The following is an 18,439-nucleotide window of genomic DNA, read 5'->3' as shown; positions in this document are numbered from 1 at the left end:
GTATAACTGAGCCTCGCAAATGAGTTTTATGAGGTTGTCATTTTGGCTACAAAAAGAATAGTGATCGTGGGTGGTGGTGCAGCTGGTTTAGCACTTGCATCTAAGTTGGGTCGTAAATGGGGCGGTAGCGATGTCGTCGATGTCTGCTTAATTGACCGAAGTCCTATTCATATTTGGAAGCCTAAATTACACGAAGTTGCTGTCGGCGTGATCGATCAATCTATTGAAGGTTTACTCTACCGAGATCATGGGCTTAAAAATGGTTACCGCTATATTCGCGGTGATATAGAGCAGTGCGACCCTGACGCTAAATCGATTCAGTTAGCCGCCGTCTATAATGACGAAGGCGAGTTACTCTTAGAGCAGCGACAAATCGATTATGATTTTTTAGTCCTTGCTCTAGGTGGTGTTTCTAATAGTTTCAATACATTAGGAGCTGATGAACACTGTATCTTCTTAGATAGCCTCGAAAATGCCAACCTATTCCACCATAAATTACTCGACGCATTACTCCAATTAAACGAAACACAAGAAAGAGTCAGTATTGGCATTGTTGGTGCTGGTGCGACCGGTGTTGAATTGGCGGCAGAACTTCATCATGTGATTGAATCCGTCAAAGAGTATGGCTATCTGAATATTGCTAAACATCACCTTGATGTGCATTTGATTGAAGCATCACCCAAAATTCTCCCCCAATTACCTGAGCGTGTGAGCGCTAGGGCGCAGGCAGTTCTTGATAAGATAGGTATACGTTTACATATCGGTGTTCAAGTAAAAGAAGTGACTCGTGATGGTTTTATCACCCAAGATGGGGATGTGATTAAAGCGGGCTTAAAAGTCTGGGCGGCAGGTGTAAAAGGTCCAAAAGCGTTTCAGAACTTTACAAAATTGCCCATTACGCCGCGAAATCAAGTTGAAGTTGATGACTGCATGCGAGTCAAGGGCCATCAAGATATTTACGCCGTTGGCGATTGCGCTCTATTGATCCAAAGTTCTGGTCAGCCTGTTCCACCAAGGGCGCAAGCTGCGGCACAGATGGCTGATACCTTGTTTGATAATATCGTTAATCGATTACAAGGTAAGCCTGAAAAGGCCTTTATTTATAAAGATTACGGCTCATTAGTGTCTTTAAGCCGCTTCTCTGCGGTAGGCAATTTGATGGGGAACCTACGCTCTGGCACTTTCTTTGTCGAAGGGCATATTGCAAGATTGATGTATATCTCTTTGTATCAGAGGCATTTAGCAAGCCTTTATGGCTGGTTTTCGGCAATAGTGTATCGAGTGGCACAAAAGTTATTGAGGTGGCAGCGTCCAAAGCTCAAATTACATTGATTTCTATGTAATGTAGGGCAAAAAAGAGAGCAAATATGCTCTCTTTTTTATTGTTTAGGAATTGCCGACGAGTCACGAATGATAGGTTCAGGTGTAAAGGTCTTAGAATATATCGCATCCTGCTCACGACGTTTTGCGATTAATAATTCCGTTGCGACTTGCGCTATTTCTGCGTTTGGCTGATGTACTGTGGTGAGTTTAGGCCAGGTTTGACGTGAGAATGGGCTATCTTCGAAACCGACAATCGATAAGTCTGCAGGGATATCTAAACCCGCTAAACGAGCCGCAAAAAGTGCTCCAGCGGCAATTTCATCATTACAAGCCACAATCGCAGTCGGACGATGTTTTAGTTTAATAAGCTTATTCGCACCGTCAACACCAGACTCAAATGAGTACTTCCCTTCAATTATGTAGTTTTCATTCAGTTTTAGGCCATTTATTGTTAATGCTTGTTTAAAACCAAGTAACCGTTCTTTGGTGGATTCATGGTGTAAATCCCCACTTAAAAACGCAATATGCTTGTGGCCTAAGTCAATCAGATGCTGGGTGATTTCAACTGCACCAAATTTATCGTTGACTAAAATAGTCAATCCATTCTGATCGTTGTCCTTTTCACCTGCAATAATGCGCACATAGTTAGCATCAATCTCAGTAAGCGCTTTGAGTACTTTCGGATCTTCTGACAAGGGAGGCGTCAGTACTAATCCCGCTAGCCTAGAATATTTGACTAGTGCTGTAAGCTCATCACAAATGGTCTCTGATTTGGCATTGCAAGGGTGGATGACAAGTTCATAGCCCTTGTCTTTACAGGCTGCCAAGATCCCATTTTGCATATCAATAATGTAGTAAGCGTTTGGATTATCGTAAATAAAACCAATAGCATAGGACTTAGTGCCCGCGAGGTTTCTCGCCGCTAAATTCGGTTGGTAGTTAAGTGCTTTTATCGCCTCATTCACTTTGTCAACTGTGGCCTGCTTCACTGAAGGTTCGTTATTGGTGACACGTGATACTGTCTTGATAGACACTCCAGCATATTTAGCTACGTCGTTGATAGTGACTTTCATTGATGTAAAAACTCTTTGTCTAAGGTCGCGAAGGGTTAACTGTTCTATGAACGTAAATTCTTTACCAGCAATTTACAAGCTTACATTTTTATCAGTATTTTCTTACTTATGCGTCTTATAGTGCGAGCTTTTGATGTGCTTAGCAATCCTGAATTGTTACAAATTGGCGTTAATTTATCGTTGTTACAATTATGCTTGGAGTTGTAAATTTACGTCATAATATTAAAGCTCATGTTTTATAATGATTTTTAATAAAATTACTGATTCAAAATTCTGCTTTATGACATTTTTTTGCTTCCATCGTTATTTTGTTGTGGCAAGGCTGTTAATTATTGTGTAATGTTTGCACTAGACATGACAGCGTTGTCATTCCGCAGGGAATGGTTATGAATACTAAAACGATAATAAAGTTATGGAAGGGAAACGAGATGCGACCATCAATCTTTAAGAAAACTGTACTAGCAACAAATATTGCTATCCTACTCGGCAGTGCTGTATCCATCAGCGCTGTCGCTGCAGATGCCACGGCAACCACCGCAGCACCTGAAAATATTGAAAAAATTGAAGTTCGCGGTATTCGCGCTTCCCAGCAAGCTAACTTAAATGCCAAACGCTTCTCAGACAGTACTGTGGATGCTATTACTGCTGAAGACATTGGTAAATTCCCTGATAAAAACGTTGCAGAATCGCTGCAACGTATTCCAGGTGTCACGATCCAGCGTCAATTTGGTGAAGGCGCAGGTGTTTCTATTCGTGGTGCAGGTCAAGATTTGACTTTGACTACTCTGAATGGACAAAACGTGGCTTCAACAGGTTGGTTTGTTCTTGAGCCTGCAAAACGTTCATTTAACTATGAATTATTACCATCTGAATTAGTTGGTAACTTAGAAGTCTATAAATCATCTCAGGCGGACTTAGCTGAAGGTGGTGTGGGTGGTACTGTTGTAGTTAATACTCGTAAGCCATTGGATATGGATTCAATGACTTTCTTTGCATCTGCTGAAGCTCAATATCAAAGCGATTCGGGTGAAACGGACCCACAGTTTTCAGGCTTAGGAAGCTGGAAGAATGATGATGAAACTTTTGGTGTATTAGTTTCTGGCGTTATGCAAAATCGTAGCTTACAGCGTCAAGGCGATGAAGCGTTTTGGGAATGGGGTGCAGGCCCTGTTGCATTTGAACAAGAGCGTGAGCGTTCCGCTATTGCTGCAACATTCCAGTATGCGCCATCTGATTCATTAAACTTTGTGTTTAACGCGATGGACATGCAAATGGCCGCGGACAATACCAACTACGCATTATGGTTTACGCAAGCTGACACCTCATGGTCAGGAGCTCCAGGTTCTGGTGCTTGGGATAATACGGAATGGTTAGGTGGCTGCGGTTTATGTGGTGGTGATAAGCCAGATGCATCACAGTCAGGTTCTCAAGTTGCAGGCCCTGTTAACTTAGCATATTGGCAAGCTCGCCCTCGTGAAGCGACAATGAAGTCTCAAGTTTTCGACCTGAAGATGGAATATAGCGGTGATGGATACCAGTTTACGACTCAAATCGGTGATACAAGCTCTACTGGTGGTACCGATTTTGAAATGGTTGTTGAAGATGGTCTGGGTGGCACAGCATTAAATGGTGCGACTTACGACTTTACCAATGGTCATCAAACTTGGGATTTGAATGGTTTTGATACAGCCACTTATGATCCTGGTTCACTTGTAATGGGTACTGGCAGTAACTTTAATAAAACACCCAAAACGGATGATGAAACTTATATTCAAGCCGATATTAAGTTTGATGTAGATCTAGGTGTGGTTAATGCCATTAAAACGGGTCTGAAATATGCGAAGCATAATACAACGAGTCGCCGTTTTGACTTTGTACAAGCCGATGACTTTAATCCCATCATATCAACAGCAGGCTTAAATACTGGTACTTTTGCTGTAGGAACAAGTGAATACGATATTATTCGTTTTGATCCAGATGCACTAAAAGATTGGGCCAAATCGAGCATCATAGGTGAGACTGAAGATTTTGGTTCATACCGTGAAATTGACGAAGATAACTACGCTGCTTATGTGATGGCTAACTTTGCATCAGAAGGCGTACGCGGTAACTTTGGTGTGCGTTATGCGGGGACTGAAGCAACTTCAACTTACTATGTTGATGGCAAGAAAACCGATTCTTCGGCTAATTATGGGGAATGGTTACCAAGCTTGAACGTTGCATTCGACTTAGCACCAGATCTCATATTGCGCGCATCTGCAGCTCGAGTTATGGCTCGTCCACAGTATGATGACATGTATGTTAACCCTAACGTTTTAGGTGCGAATGATGATGTGCCTAATAACCAAAAATGGGTTGTTGGTAATATCGGGTTAAAACCATTTATTGCTAATCAAATAGACTTAGGTATTGAATGGTATTTCAATGAAGAGTCATTACTTTCTGCGGCTTTGTTTATGAAGGATGTTAAAAACTTCGTAACCTTTAGTGAGTACCATGCAGATAGCGCCGATATCCCATTTACTGGCACGTTAAAACCTGATGAAGTTGCTGGTGGTTGGACTGTGCAAGAGAAAGCCAATGGCGAATCTGCGACAATCCAAGGTTTAGAACTGCAATATCAACAAGACTTTGGTAACGGCTTCGGCTCAATTGTTAACTACACTTATACTGATAGTGAAACGAGTCCAAATACATATACAGATCGCAACCCGTTCTTAAGCGATAGTTCAAAGCATTCATATAACTTAACTGGTTATTTTGAAAACGATTTGTTCCAAGTTCGTTTAGCATATAACTGGCGTAGTGAGTATATGATCCGTGAAACTGGTTCATACGGTAATCGTTTACACGATGCATTTGGTAGCTTGGACTTGAGCGCAATTTGGCATGTTACTGATTATATGGATATTAAGCTTGATGGTAATAACCTGTTAGAAGAAGGTTCACGTCAGTTTGGTAACAATCAGTTCCAATCTAATCTAAGTGGCTTTACGGATGGCTTCCCTGTATTTGAATACAATATGGCCCGCCGAATTACATTAGGTGCTAGCGTACGATTCTAATCTTGGTTTAACTCATGTATAAATGAAAAAGGGAGCTTGCTCCCTTTTTTTATATCTCAATAATATTCAATCAGAAGAAGCCCTCAAGGAGCTCATATGACTAATTCAATCACCCCGCTTGACTCAGCAAAACATGCGCACCTTAAAGTGACTCCTACCACTTATGAGCATGTAGCTGAGCAACATTTACTACCCATTTCAATTTATGAGTTTGCTTATGCAGCTGTAGATTCACCTGTTATTTTTGTTAAGAATAGTGAAACAGGAGAATATCAGTCCGTAATTATGCTTGGATTAAAACCTGGACAGAATTTGAAGCAAAAAGATGGCAAATGGTTAGGGCTGTATATTCCAAATGTACTTAAAAACTATCCGTTTGGGTTAATACTGAGTGCTGAACAACAGGATAAAGTATGGGTTGGGATACGTGAAGAAAGCGCTCATGTGACTACTGACGAGGGAAATGCATTATTTGAAGGAGGAGAGGAAACAGCGTTTTTAAGATTGCGTAAAGAAAGTATTATAAAAAACTTTGAACAAGAACAAATGAGTAAGGCAATTATTGCATTTTTGGCTCAAAAAGAATTATTTTCTCCCCAAAGTCTTACCGTTGACATCAAAGGCGAAAAACGCGGCATTAATGGTATCTATTTCATCGATGAAGCTAAGTTAAATCAACTCAGCTCAGATGAGTTCTTAGATATCAAGCAACGAGGCCTTTTAGCTCCAATTTACAGCCATTTGAACTCATTGCATCAAATTAATCGCCTAGCGAAAGAAGAAATCGAGTTGAGCGCTTAAGTAATCAGCAGGCATAGGTCATGACTTCAAGAAAAGATATAAAGAGTGTCGTCATTGTGGGTGGCGGAACTGCAGGTTGGATTTCTGCCTGTCATTTAGCTAAAAAGTTGAATGCTAGAACACCTCAAATACAAGTTATGTTAGTTGAGTCCCCGAACATTCCTACTATAGGCGTTGGTGAAGGGACAGTGCCTATGTTACGAGAAACATTAAAGTATTTTGGTATTCGAGAAGATGATTTTATTCATCGCTGTGATGTAACATTTAAACAGAGTGTTAAATTCATTGATTGGAATGAACCAAATTCAGGGGAGTACTATCACCATTTATTTGATTATCCCTACTTTAAAGATTTCACTTCAAGTTGGCTCAATAAATCTCTTTCAGATAGAGGCCGCTACGCTGATCTTGTGTCAGTTCAAGGTCATTTAATTGATGCGGGGTTTGGCCCTAAAGCGATGACACAGCCTCAATATCGAGGGGCTATGCATTACGCGTATCATCTCGATGCTGCAAAGTTTACCAAGTTGTTGACCGAATTTGGTGTTGAACGGTTAGGCGTTAAACATCTGCTTGCAGAAGTTATTGATACAAAAATAGACGCTCAGGGAAATATCTTAGAGTTACATACTGATAACGCTGGTGTATTGACTGCGGACTTGTATGTTGATTGTACTGGATTTAGTGCTCAACTCATTGGCAACGCATGTAACGTTCCCTTCGTTGATAAGAGTGACATTTTGTTTGTTGACTCAGCATTAGTTGTGCAGCTTCCTTATGAAGATAAATATACGCCTATCCCTTGTTTCACTAAATCAACAGCACAAGAGGCTGGCTGGATATGGGATATCGGTTTGTCTGAACGTCGTGGTGTTGGTTATGTGTATTCCAGTCAATATTCATCAATAGAGCAAGCTGAGAGTGTATTACGGGAATATCTTGGTAAAGCAGCTGAAGAAATCTCGTTTCGACACATACCTATGAAGGTGGGGTATAGAGAGAAATCGTGGCAAGGTAACTGTGTTGCGATTGGTTTGTCGAGTGGTTTTGTTGAACCTTTAGAAGCGACTGGTCTTCTTATGTTTGATGCGACAGCCAGAATGTTAGCCGAATGTTTTCCTGCTAATACTGACGTTATGCCACTTGTGGCTAATCGTTATAATCAGCGGGTATCGAATGCTTGGAATCGGGTGATTGACTTTATTAAACTTCACTATGTCACAGCCAAACGAATGGATACGCCTTTTTGGGTTGATAATAAAAATGAAATAAGTATTCCAGACTCATTAAAAGAACATCTAGAATTGTGGCGCTATCACATACCGACTGCCTATGACTTTACTTCTACGCTAGAATTTTTCAATTTAGAAAACTATTTATATGTACTCTATGGCTCAGACTTTGAGTCAAAATTAAAGATGACATTAAATGATGAAGAGGAGCGGCTTTTCTCGGAAATGACCGACAAACTAGACAAGCAGGTTACATTACTCAAATCGCAATTATTACCCCATAGGGAGTTAATTGAACGCATCAAGTTGTATGGCATCCAACTTAATTAATGGTTTAATTAAACGGCATGTAGAGCAAGATTGTTAATCTTGCTCTTTATTGTTTTAAATTTTTGCTAAAAATTCTTGATGTGATAAAGATTGCTCTTTGGCTCTAAATTGTTGTGTTTTTAAGTTGTCGAGTATTTTTGTTATTTCTGTTTTGGGACAAGGTATATGGATTTCAGGAATATGCTGCATACCATAAAGTACGTAGCGATAATTCTCATCTGTAAAAACTGAACTATAGCCATTGGCAAGATCGACATACTCACAAACCTTGTCTTTCCATAGTGTTATTTTTTGTTCTAGAGCAGGGATGAATGCTGAGCTTTGTGCGGCTTTTTGCCAAAATTCATTATCATTTCTATCAGTTAAGCAGTAATGAAGTACGATAAACTGTCTAAGATCGGTATACAAGCCGTTCATTGCGGTATTATATGACGTCCTTATTGCTTGGGAGGGATTTGATGACGTTAAATGCGTCGCTAGCAATCTTGCCCCTAAGTTTATAAGATGTAAGCCTGTCGATTCTAAGGGCTCAATAAATCCACCTGCGAGCCCCATTGCAATACAATTTCCAACCCAAAATTCACGTCTACAACCTATCTTCATATCTAAGTGAACAGTTCTTATGATCTCTTGTTCATCGCCAAGATAAGCTTTTAATTCAGCCTCAGCTTGCTCCCTCGTTAGACTATTGCCATCGTAGACATAACCCGTTCCTTGACGATTAGTTAGGTCAATTTCCCAAGCCCAACCATGACTAAGCGCTGTTGCTGTCGTATAGGCTCTTGGTAGCTGGTGAGGCAGATATTCCCGCTGCATTGCAACGGCTTTATTGCAAGGTAATTCAGTTTCGAATGATTGCCAGTTATCATTCTTTAGGCTTTGAATTAAAAGCCCTTTAAAGCCTGTGCAGTCGATAAATATGTCGCTCTTGAATGAGCCTTGGTCAGTTACAACCTCAGTGATGTTGCCATCATTAACCAGAACGTCCGTTACATTTGCTTCAACATGCTCTACACCTGCTTGGGTGGCTTTGCGCTTTAAAAAGGCAGCCATGAGCGTCGCGTCTAAGTGGTAACCATAGGGGACAATACCTTGATATTGGTTCAAGTATTGCGTTTTAGGGCTTAAGTTATTTTGCATTAAGCTAAATGAAAGACTTGTTGCTTCAGCAAAGGGAGTGCTGTTTGATTCATTAATCTGATTATTTAAAATCCAAGCACTTGCATTATCAATTTTTCCAGATGGTTTTTGTTGTTCAAATGGATGGAAATATTCATGCATTTTACCATCGACTGGTTTCATCCAGTTACGAAATAATATGCCAGTCTTTAATGTTGCGTTAGTTTCTCTAAGTAGTTCATTTTCATCTAATCCCATAGCTGCAAAGAAGAATCGTAGACTATGAACGGTAGCTTCACCAACGCCAATAATACCAATTTCTTTACTTTCGATAAGTCTAATATCAATAATATTAGACGAATGGTTATATAACTTACTCAAGTAGAGAGCCGTCATCCAACCTGTGCTACCGCCACCGACAATAGTGATACTTTTTAGCGAAGAATTATTCATCTTAATGTTTCCTATTAACTCGCCAACATGACGCTACCCGTCAAAATTATCCAAATGGAGAAAAAAAGTTTTAATACTTTTACTGGGAGATATAGCGCTAATTTACGAGCGAGTAATCCTCCGATAACGGCACCTGGGCCTGCGAATAACACTAACTCAAAGAGGGCATGGCTATTTGTTGAAAAAATATGAATAGGGCTTGCCGACCAAACTGTAATTGCAGAGACAATGACGCCGGTGGCGATCGCCATTTTGGCGCATAGTCCCCGTAACATCAGATAAATGACGACTAATTCACCGACGCCTACCGATAACCAAGCTGTGATAATGCCGCCGAAATAGCCAATGAGAGCGAGCCAAAGAAAATCGACTGGCCTTATAGTGCTAGTTATTGGCGTGCTACTTTTGCTACTTTTGCTACTAAAAACGATGGCGATACCGAGTACAATCGAGAAGATGCTGAAACTTGTGTGTAGCGAAGAGGGGGAGTTGAGCTGTAGTAGTTGGCTGCTCCAGAAACCTAATACTGAAAAGAAGGCGGCAAGTAATGCTGCTTTCACAAAACCAGACCAGGCGGCATCTTCTAGGTGGCGCTTTTTATAATGCAGTGACCATGAAATCGCGCCTGCTGTCATACCAAAGCACTGGATCATAAATGAAGTCGCAACACTTTGAGACTCACTAAAGTTGAGGCTCGAAAAAACGGGAATAAAGATGACGCCACCGCCAGCTCCCGTCGAATTGGCAAATATCGCTCCTGTAATACCCAGAAAAACAAAGCGGCCATATTCTTGGATAAGATCAAATGGCGAATGAAAATGGCTCGCCCAAAATAACCAAGCTCCACAAAGTAGCAATATCAAACTGAGGTTTCGGTAGTGCCGAGTTAAGCGCGGAGCAGATTGGGTATTACTGGGCACTAATGTGTTAAGGGGACTCATCAATAGCTACCGTGATCTTTGTCATGTTATCGCCATGTTACCAATGAAAGACAACGTTGTCACATAAGCTTGAGTAAATAAATTAAACATTTTAAGTTATTGAATAATAATGGTTAAGTATGTCTATTCATAAAAAATAACAATAATTGTCAAAAAAATGTAGAAATCCTGTTCTTTCTTGTGTACTTTAATGATGACAACGCTGTCATCTGCTTGTGTGATACGTTGTTTGTAAGGTCTGCATGAGAGGATGAGGTCTCCTTTTCATGTGTTTGGCAGGAGTATTGCTGTCGGGCGGCGATACGTTTGTCTTTGATATTTTGATAGTCTCTCCCCAGAAACTAGCGTGGGCTGGGTACTGTAAGCAGTGCCCAGCCATTTTTTTAGGGTGTTTTTACAATATGACCTCAATGCCTACCTCAGCATTTGAACGTTAGCGGCATAGATAAATAAAACTCACTGGTAAAAACCAGATAATAAAAAGAGGCTGCAATTTATGGCGATTCATTTAACGGTTGCGATGCGCGTCATTGCGACGGGCATGACGAGTGTCATTCGTTATGTTTTTACACGAACGACCACACTTATCATCACTAAACGAGCAGCTTGCTGGTCACTGTTTATCATGGCACTGACGGGGCTTTCAGCCTCATCCTTCGCTGTGTTTGCAGCCGATATTGCCTCAAGTCATTTTGCCGCTAACTCAAACTCTAATTCTAATTCCGGTTCCTCTGACGCCATTAAGTCTGACGTTTCTCACATTCAGGCGCCGATTTCAAAAACAATCGTCACCACCATACAGCAGACTTGGCAGCTAAATTTGCTTAAGGAAGCACTGCGCCGCTCGGATAGCGGCTATCAAGTGCAGCAAATGTCGACTCAAATGAATCAAAAACGCAAGGTCGAAGAAGCACTGGCTGGAACAGTCGATGTGTTTTGGAGTATGACCTCAAAAGAATTAGAAGAAACTGTGCTACCCGTGCGCATTCCATTGTTTAAAGGATTACTCGGTAATCGACTGCTGATTATCCGCAAAGCGGATGAAACGCGATTCGCCAAGGTGAAAACCATGGCGGATTTTAGGCAGTTAAAGGCGGGGCAAAATCGTTATTGGCCCGATGCCACTATTTTAGAGGCCAATGGATTACCCGTCGTGACGAGTTATCAGTACACCAATTTATACCCCATGTTAGAAGGTGGGCGTTTTGATTATCTTGCCCTCGGCGCCCAGGAAATTGGTGAAGAACTCGCTAGTCACCCCGATCCCGCACTTAAGGTTGATAGCCATATTCTGCTGCAATATCGCTCGCCAGCTTATTTCTTTGTGTCCCCTAAGCGCCCCGAACTTGCGGCGGCCATTTTAGCAGGGCTTGAAAGTATGGTAAGCGACGGCTCTTTTGATGAGATGTTCAATCGCGAGCTAAAAATTGAGCAACTGTACCGCGAGGCAAAGTTTGAACAAAGGGTCATTATCCGCCTCGATACGCCTGATTTAAGTCCGTTAACGCCAATAGAACGCAAAGAATTATGGTTAGATCTCTTTAGTATGCAAGGTGCAAAATAATGAAAACATTAGCCTTAAAAGTACAGATTGGGTTAGCGGCAGCGATTTTTATGATAGTCAGCGTTTTGTTCGGTGCATCTTACTGGTTGGCGAGCGATAAATTGGCCGCCAGTGAAACTAAGTTTGAAGACAATACCGTCGCCAATTTGCAAGTCACTATGGCGCAGCCCATCTTCACCTACGATTATGAACAAATCCAAGCCGTGTTGTCTGTGATGCTTAAATCTGCGCAGATTTATCATATCGTCGTGAGCGACCATCGCGGTAAAGTGTTAGCCGAGAGTCAACAGGCTCAAACGGTGGCCGATGAGTATTTGGTAAAACGTGAAATTCACTTTGCTGACCAAGGCAATCCGACCGGCCAATTGGCCATCCAGTTTTCTATGTTGCCCATTCGCGCTCAGTTGTCAGATTTACTCTTAGGTTATTTCTTGCAGGCGCTGTTAATTCTCGGTGGCAGTTTAATTGTTATCTTTATCATTCTTAAACGTTTAGTGATTAATCCACTGGAGAATGTTGTCCGCGCCATGGAAGAAATTGCCAGCGGTGACGGTGATTTATGCCACAGATTACCGGTTGAGAGTCAGGATGAGATTGGTCAGCTTGCCAAGGCATTTAATGGTTTTGTAGAGCAAATTCACGCCACGATTTCCAGAGTGCACGAAACTTCAGGGCAATTACTGGGCGATGCCAAAGCGCTTGGCTCATTGTCGCAAACCAACAATGATCGCGTGCAAACCCAACTAAAAGAAACCGAGGCCGCAGTGACGGCTGTAACTCAGCTAAGTGCCAGTGCTAACGAAGTTGCGATTAATGCCAAGCGCACCGCGGATGCGGCGAGTCAGGCCGATAAAGCGGTCGATGACAGTCAGCGTCAGTTTGATTCGGGATTAGACATTACCCGCAAGCTGGCATCTGAATTAGCTCGCTCGGCATTGTCCGTCTCACAGTTACAGCAAGAAACCCAAAAAATTGATGAAGTGGTTGTGGTGATCAACAGTATTGCCGAGCAAACCAACTTACTCGCGCTTAATGCTGCCATTGAAGCGGCAAGGGCGGGTGAACAAGGGCGCGGTTTTGCTGTGGTGGCCGACGAAGTGCGCACGCTGGCGAGCCGAACTCAACAAGCCACAGGTGAAATACAGAAAATGATCCAGCAGGTTCAGAGCCGAGTGGCAGAAACGGTCACTGTGATGCAAGCGAGCCAAGCCCTCTCGACTCAGGGCGTTAACCGCTCGGAAGAAATTAAGTTAGTACTCACTAAAGTGACTGATTTAGTCTCAAATATCAGTAATATGAACATCGAAGTTTCCCATGCGGCGCAGGAGCAAACCTGCGTCACCGAAGCGATTTCTCGTACGTTAAATGATCTTGCCAATGTCTCAGGTTCAGCCTCACTCGATAGCGAGCACTTAGCGCACTCGAGCGAGCGACTGTTTCACCAAGGGGAAAGACTGCGGACGTTAGTAACTTCCTTCAGATTGTAGCCATTTCTGGAGCTAGATAAGGATAATCATGAAAAAAACACTTTCAGCAAGCGCCATTTTACTGGCTTTAGGATTAACGGCCTGTTCCGAGGCGCCTGTGACGTCTTCCGCAGCGTCAGCCGATAAGGCTGTGGCTCAAACACAGCAAGCTCAGGACGCATTAACTCAAGCGCAGTTACAACAACTCGGGGATTCGTTAGTCGTAACTTACCGTGTCGTGACCAATGTGCCAGACGATAAGTGCCTAAAAGATAAAGCCGATGGTCGCTGTTTTGTCGCTCAAATTGATTTCGTGCCCGGTATGGATTTAGCCAGCCAGGATTGGGAAATTTATTTAAGTCAAATGCGCCCAGTGCAATCGGTTGAAAGCGGTGAATTGACGATAACGCACGTTAAAGGCGATTTACATTGTATTACGCCAACGGCTGCTTTTAAGGGATTTGTTAAGGGCGAGAAAAAGCAACTGACATTCCGTGGTGAGCCGTGGCAATTGGCTGAAACCGACGCTATGCCAAACTATTACCTCGCAGCAAAAGGATTAGAACCCGTCATTATCGCCAGCACTCAAGTGGGTAAAGATGCCGAAACGGGTTTAGAGACGCGTCCGTATGTTGAAGGGTTTACGAATTTTAAAACCCAATATCAACGCACTGAAACGGATAAACTCGCGCCAGCCGATGCCGCGCAATTATTTAAAGCCAATCAAAGCGTGAGTGAAGATGCCGCCTTGGCTGTGGATACCATTATCCCAACGCCACAAAAGGTGAAGATCCATTCAACTGATACACCAGTATCTCTTGCTGGTGGTATTAAGCTAGAATATCAGCAAGATAACCCAGAGCAAAAGAGTCAAGTTGCGGCGGCGGTGGCACGTTTAGCTCGCCTGGGTGTGGCTGAATCTGCGAGTGGCATTACGGTGAAATTTGCCAGCCATAAAGGGGGTGAGGGCAGCTATCGCTTAGATATTCAGCCAACGGAAATTGTGATCGCTGCCAATGATGCGGCGGGCTTCTCTTACGGTTTGTCATCATTAGCAAGCCTTGTGGATGTGAATTCGCTGAAAGTGAATGCCATGACCATTGAAGACCGCCCACGTTATCCGTTCCGTGGTATGCACATTGATGTGGCACGTAATTTCCACAGCAAACAATTGTTGCTGGATTTGCTCGACCAAATGGCGGCTTATAAGCTCAATAAACTGCATTTACACATGGCTGACGATGAAGGTTGGCGTTTAGAAATCGATGGTCTGCCTGAATTAACCGACATTGGCAGTAAACGTTGCCATGATTTAGATGAAAATTCCTGCTTATTACCGCAGTTAGGCAGTGGGCCGTTTGGCTATACTAGCGTCAATGGCTATTACACTAAACAAGACTATATCGACATAGTGAAATATGCCGAGGCGCGTCAAATTCAAGTGATCCCATCGATGGACATGCCGGGTCATAGCCGCGCCGCGATTAAAGCGATGGATGCGCGTTTTCGTCGATTACAGGCTGAAGACGTAGAGCTTAAAAACACGGGCAAAGTGCAGGTTGTCCCTGTGCAGGAAACGGCAAATCAAGCTAGCACAGCGGTAAAAGCGTTAGATGCGGGCGCTCGTCAATTGCAAGCTGAAGGGAAAACCACTGCAGCTGAGCAATATTTGTTATCCGATGCAAACGACAAAACGGTTTATTCTTCAGTGCAATATTACGACGACAATACGCTTAACGTGTGTATGGAGTCGACCTATCAGTTTGTCGATAAGGTAATTGATGAAATTGCCAAGTTACACCAAGCCGCGGGTCAACCATTGACGCGTTACCACATTGGTGCCGATGAAACGGCGGGAGCTTGGAAACAATCTCCGCAGTGTTTAGCATTTGTCACCAATAACGATAAAGGCGTTAAGTCGATAGATGACTTAGGCGCTTATTTTATTGAACGAATTTCGACAATGTTAGCGGCAAAAGGCATTGAAGCCGCAGGATGGAGCGATGGCATGAGCCATGTTCGCCCTGAGAATATGCCCGCTAAAGTGCAGTCTAATATTTGGGATGTGATTGCCCATAAAGGCTATGAGCGCGCCAATCAGCAGGCGAATCTTGGTTGGGAAACCGTGCTCTCTAATCCTGAGGTATTGTACTTTGATTTCCCCTATGAGGCCGATCCCAAGGAGCATGGCTATTACTGGGCGAGCCGCGCAACCAACAGCCATAAAGTCTTTAGCTTTATGCCAGATAACTTGGCCGCCAATGCCGAGCAATGGACCGATATTCAAAATCAGCCGTTCGAAGCGGACGACAGGATAAAACTCGATGAGGCAGGTAACAAAGTCTCGGGCCCAAGGGAGAAAGGCAAACCTTTTTCTGGCTTGCAAGGGCAGGTCTGGAGTGAGTCGATTCGCAGTGACGATACGATCGAATACATGGTGTTCCCGCGTTTATTGATGTTGGCTGAGCGTGCTTGGCATCAAGCTGCATGGGAAGTACCTTATCAATATCAAGGCGCTGTGTATAACCAAAGCTCGGGTGCTTTTACCTTAACCATGCGTGATGCACAGGCAAAGGATTGGCAACAACTCGCGAATACCTTAGGCCACAAAGAGTTTATTAAGTTAGATAAAGCGGGGATTGATTATCGCGTACCGACGGTCGGCGCCGAGATCCGTGAGGGTAAACTGTTTGCTAATATCGCCTATCCCGGGCTCAAACTTGAATACCGAAGTCTAAATGGCCAATGGCAAGCTTATCAAGCGGGGCAGGCTGTCACTGCACCGATAGAGGTCCGTGCCATAGCTGCCGATGGTGTTCGTAAAGGAAGAAGTTTAATCGTTAACTAAATCGATTTTTATATCTGGCTGTATTTTAAAGATAAAATACAGCTATTTTGTTTTTCTGTGTCAATGATTGCCTAAATTTGATTTTAGATCATAAATCACTTAAAAAAGTAAATGACAACGCTGTCATTTTTGCTGTAACATTGAGTTAACTAAAGTTAAGCGCTGTATTAACGGCAAATAATAAGCAACGGTAGCGCTGCATTGATAGCTGAAGAGGGGTGTCATGGGGTTAGTCCAGACAAAAGATCAACAACTGTTTATAGGTGTAGATGGCGGCGGCAGTAAATGTCGAGCCACCATCTACTGCGCAGACGGTACCGTTTTAGGGACAGGTGTTGCAGGACGTGCAAATCCACTGCATGGTCTCATACAAACATTTGAATCCATTGAAGCATCGACTCGCCTGGCGTTGCTGGATGCGGGCATGAACGAGAGCGGTAGTCACTTGCTGGTGGCGGGTCTTGGTCTTGCTGGCGTAAATGTCCCTCGGTTATATCAAGACGTGATCAACTGGCAGCATCCTTTTGCGGCCATGTATGTCACCACAGATCTGCATACGGCTTGTATTGGTGCCCACCGCGGTGCCGATGGCGCTGTGATCATCACGGGCACAGGTTCTTGCGGTTATGCCCATGTTGGTGATACCAGCTTGAGTATTGGCGGTTATGGTTTTGCATTAGGTGATAAGGGCAGCGGTGCTTGGCTGGGATTAAAAGCCGCCGAACACGTGTTGTTAGCACTCGATGGCTTTGTCGTACCAACCCGATTAACCGATATGCTGCTGAGCTACTTTAACGTCACCGATGCGCTCGGTATTGTCGAAAATCTAGCCGGTAAATCATCAAGTTGCTATGCCGCATTAGCCAGAAGTGTGCTCGATTGCGCCAATGAAGGTGACGCAGTCGCGACGGCCATAGTGCAAGAAGGCGCAGATTATATTAGCGACATGGCGCGTAAGCTATTTAGCCTAAATCCGGTGCGTTTTTCGATGATCGGTGGCCTTGCAGAGCCTTTACAAGCCTGGCTCGGTGCCGATGTGGTCGCCAAAATTTCAGAAACCTTAGCACCACCCGAACTTGGTGCTATGTATTTCGCCCAGCAAGAATTTAATAAGTCGTTGTCAGTGCAAATAGGCACTGAAGCCAAATCCTGTATTTGAACGTGAAGGTAAAAGACATGACAAACACTATTATGGAGCAAGAAGCTCGCACCGCACCGCAAAAAATCGCTGGTCAGTTAGAAGCTAACGCTGAAATCATGCAGCAGTTAGGTGAAAAGCTGCGCGCCTTCGATCCCCGTTTTGTAATGATCGTTGGTCGTGGTTCATCGGATCATGCGGGTGTTTTTGCTAAGTACTTATTTGAAATCGAAGCGGGCGTACCGACGTTTGCCGCCGCCCCTTCAGTGGCGAGTGTGTATGGTAAGACCTTGAAACTCGAAGGCGCATTAGTGATTGTGATTTCACAATCTGGCCGTAGCCCTGATATTTTGGCGCAGGCGCGTATGGCAAAAAATGCCGGCGCTTTCTGTGTTGCCTTAGTCAATGATGAAACCGCACCGATTAAAGATATCGTCGATGTTGTTGTGCCTTTACGTGCTGGTGAAGAAAAAGCGGTTGCCGCAACTAAGAGTTACCTCGCAACGTTGTCAGCGATTTTACAACTTGCCGCCGCTTGGACTCAAAGCGAATCGCTTGCTAGCGCCGTCGCTTCTTTACCCCAAGCGCTGCAAACGGCGGTGGACGCTGAGCCACAACTCACGCCTGAATCCGTTGCCGACGTAAAGAACTTAGTCGTACTTGGCCGTGGTTTAGGTTATGCGGTATCTAAGGAAATTGCGCTTAAGTTAAAAGAAGTGTGTTCAATCCATGCCGAAGCGTTCAGTAGCGCTGAGTTCCTCCACGGTCCTGTGACCTTAGTTGAGAAAAAACTCACTATCGTTGATGTGTGCATTGGCGATGAATCCTACGCTAGCCATATCGAACAGATTGAAAACGTGAGCCAACGCGGCGCCGATTTAGTGCATCTGAATCAAACCTCGACTGACATTCACCCACGTGTGGCGCCGTTAGCGTTATTACAACGTTTCTATATCGACGTGGCTGCGGTTGCGATTGCCCGCGGTATCGATCCCGATCAACCTGCTGGCCTTAAAAAAGTGACCCAAACGCTCTAAGCCGCCGAGCTTTAAGCGGCCAACGTTTTGGAGGTTTAGGTACTGCGGA

12 protein-coding genes are annotated in these 18,439 nt (G+C 43.6%); 9 read left to right on the top strand and 3 right to left on the bottom strand.

From position 1 onward, the window contains the following. Positions 1-42: 42 nt before the first annotated feature. Positions 43-1,332: an NAD(P)/FAD-dependent oxidoreductase gene (locus KV201_RS06730; RefSeq protein ID WP_012588320.1), complete on the top strand. Its 1,290-nt coding sequence runs from the start codon at positions 43-45 to the stop codon at positions 1,330-1,332. Between the two features lie 47 nt (positions 1,333-1,379). On the opposite strand, the gene KV201_RS06725 is transcribed toward KV201_RS06730, so the two are convergent. Then, positions 1,380-2,396 (bottom strand): LacI family DNA-binding transcriptional regulator, encoded by a 1,017-nt coding sequence (locus KV201_RS06725; protein ID WP_012588319.1) that lies wholly within the window; start codon positions 2,394-2,396, stop codon positions 1,380-1,382. Between the two features lie 386 nt (positions 2,397-2,782). On the opposite strand from KV201_RS06725, the gene KV201_RS06720 reads away from it, so the two are divergent. The 3 genes from KV201_RS06720 to KV201_RS06710 all read left to right on the top strand — a co-directional run bounded on the left by KV201_RS06720 (position 2,783) and on the right by KV201_RS06710 (position 7,824). Beyond that, positions 2,783-5,461 carry a TonB-dependent receptor gene (locus KV201_RS06720; RefSeq protein ID WP_226058876.1) on the top strand — a complete coding sequence of 893 codons (2,679 nt, stop codon included), beginning with the start codon at positions 2,783-2,785 and terminating at the stop codon, positions 5,459-5,461. 96 nt (positions 5,462-5,557) lie between these two features. Continuing rightward, on the top strand, positions 5,558-6,262 hold the full coding sequence (locus KV201_RS06715) for a SapC family protein (protein WP_226058875.1): 705 nt from the start codon (positions 5,558-5,560) through the stop codon (positions 6,260-6,262). Between the two features lie 20 nt (positions 6,263-6,282). After that, positions 6,283-7,824: a tryptophan halogenase family protein gene (locus KV201_RS06710; protein ID WP_226058874.1), complete on the top strand. Its 1,542-nt coding sequence runs from the start codon at positions 6,283-6,285 to the stop codon at positions 7,822-7,824. Between the two features lie 54 nt (positions 7,825-7,878). Here KV201_RS06710 and KV201_RS06705 read toward each other — a convergent pair whose 3' ends face one another. Together KV201_RS06705 and KV201_RS06700 are read right to left on the bottom strand one after the other, a co-directional pair. Next, complete coding sequence (locus KV201_RS06705; protein ID WP_006080656.1) at positions 7,879-9,396, bottom strand: tryptophan halogenase family protein; 1,518 nt, start codon at positions 9,394-9,396, stop codon at positions 7,879-7,881. A gap of 14 nt (positions 9,397-9,410) precedes the next feature. Further along, on the bottom strand, positions 9,411-10,337 hold the full coding sequence (locus KV201_RS06700) for a sulfite exporter TauE/SafE family protein (protein WP_226058873.1): 927 nt from the start codon (positions 10,335-10,337) through the stop codon (positions 9,411-9,413). 496 nt (positions 10,338-10,833) lie between these two features. Between KV201_RS06700 and KV201_RS06695 the strand changes: the two genes are divergently transcribed. From KV201_RS06695 to nagB-II, 5 genes are all read left to right on the top strand, one after another. Beyond that, positions 10,834-11,901, top strand: coding sequence for an ABC transporter substrate-binding protein (locus KV201_RS06695; protein WP_226058872.1), 1,068 nt, complete (start codon positions 10,834-10,836; stop codon positions 11,899-11,901). Further along, positions 11,901-13,388, top strand: a complete 1,488-nt coding sequence (locus KV201_RS06690; RefSeq protein ID WP_226058871.1) for a methyl-accepting chemotaxis protein — start codon at positions 11,901-11,903, stop codon at positions 13,386-13,388. The genes KV201_RS06695 and KV201_RS06690 overlap by 1 nt, the downstream gene beginning before the upstream one ends. A gap of 28 nt (positions 13,389-13,416) precedes the next feature. Further along, positions 13,417-16,215, top strand: coding sequence for a family 20 glycosylhydrolase (locus tag KV201_RS06685; RefSeq protein WP_226058870.1), 2,799 nt, complete (start codon positions 13,417-13,419; stop codon positions 16,213-16,215). Positions 16,216-16,438: 223 nt separating this feature from the next. Continuing rightward, entirely contained in the window at positions 16,439-17,374 is a 936-nt protein-coding gene (gene nagK / locus KV201_RS06680) for an N-acetylglucosamine kinase (protein WP_226058869.1), read from the top strand. Positions 17,375-17,391: 17 nt separating this feature from the next. Then, the gene (gene nagB-II, locus KV201_RS06675; protein WP_006084998.1) at positions 17,392-18,390 is read left to right on the top strand and encodes a glucosamine-6-phosphate deaminase NagB-II; all 999 of its coding nucleotides are present in this window, start codon (positions 17,392-17,394) and stop codon (positions 18,388-18,390) included. Positions 18,391-18,439: the final 49 nt, after the last annotated feature.

Source organism: Shewanella sp. SR1 (genome assembly GCF_020447145.1).
GTDB lineage: Bacteria > Pseudomonadota > Gammaproteobacteria > Enterobacterales > Shewanellaceae > Shewanella > Shewanella baltica.
The sequence above is the reverse complement of the archived record's forward strand: the minus strand, read 5'-3'. Positions and strand labels throughout refer to the sequence as shown.

Coding starts and splice junctions, on each gene's coding strand:
- KV201_RS06725 (WP_012588319.1), bottom strand. CDS start 2,396: ATGAAAGTCACTATCAACGACGTAGCTAAATATGCTGGAGTGTCTATC.
- nagK (WP_226058869.1), top strand. CDS start 16,439: ATGGGGTTAGTCCAGACAAAAGATCAACAACTGTTTATAGGTGTAGAT.
- KV201_RS06720 (WP_226058876.1), top strand. CDS start 2,783: ATGAATACTAAAACGATAATAAAGTTATGGAAGGGAAACGAGATGCGA.
- KV201_RS06710 (WP_226058874.1), top strand. CDS start 6,283: ATGACTTCAAGAAAAGATATAAAGAGTGTCGTCATTGTGGGTGGCGGA.
- nagB-II (WP_006084998.1), top strand. CDS start 17,392: ATGACAAACACTATTATGGAGCAAGAAGCTCGCACCGCACCGCAAAAA.
- KV201_RS06705 (WP_006080656.1), bottom strand. CDS start 9,396: ATGAATAATTCTTCGCTAAAAAGTATCACTATTGTCGGTGGCGGTAGC.
- KV201_RS06695 (WP_226058872.1), top strand. CDS start 10,834: ATGGCGATTCATTTAACGGTTGCGATGCGCGTCATTGCGACGGGCATG.
- KV201_RS06700 (WP_226058873.1), bottom strand. CDS start 10,337: ATGAGTCCCCTTAACACATTAGTGCCCAGTAATACCCAATCTGCTCCG.
- KV201_RS06685 (WP_226058870.1), top strand. CDS start 13,417: ATGAAAAAAACACTTTCAGCAAGCGCCATTTTACTGGCTTTAGGATTA.
- KV201_RS06715 (WP_226058875.1), top strand. CDS start 5,558: ATGACTAATTCAATCACCCCGCTTGACTCAGCAAAACATGCGCACCTT.
- KV201_RS06690 (WP_226058871.1), top strand. CDS start 11,901: ATGAAAACATTAGCCTTAAAAGTACAGATTGGGTTAGCGGCAGCGATT.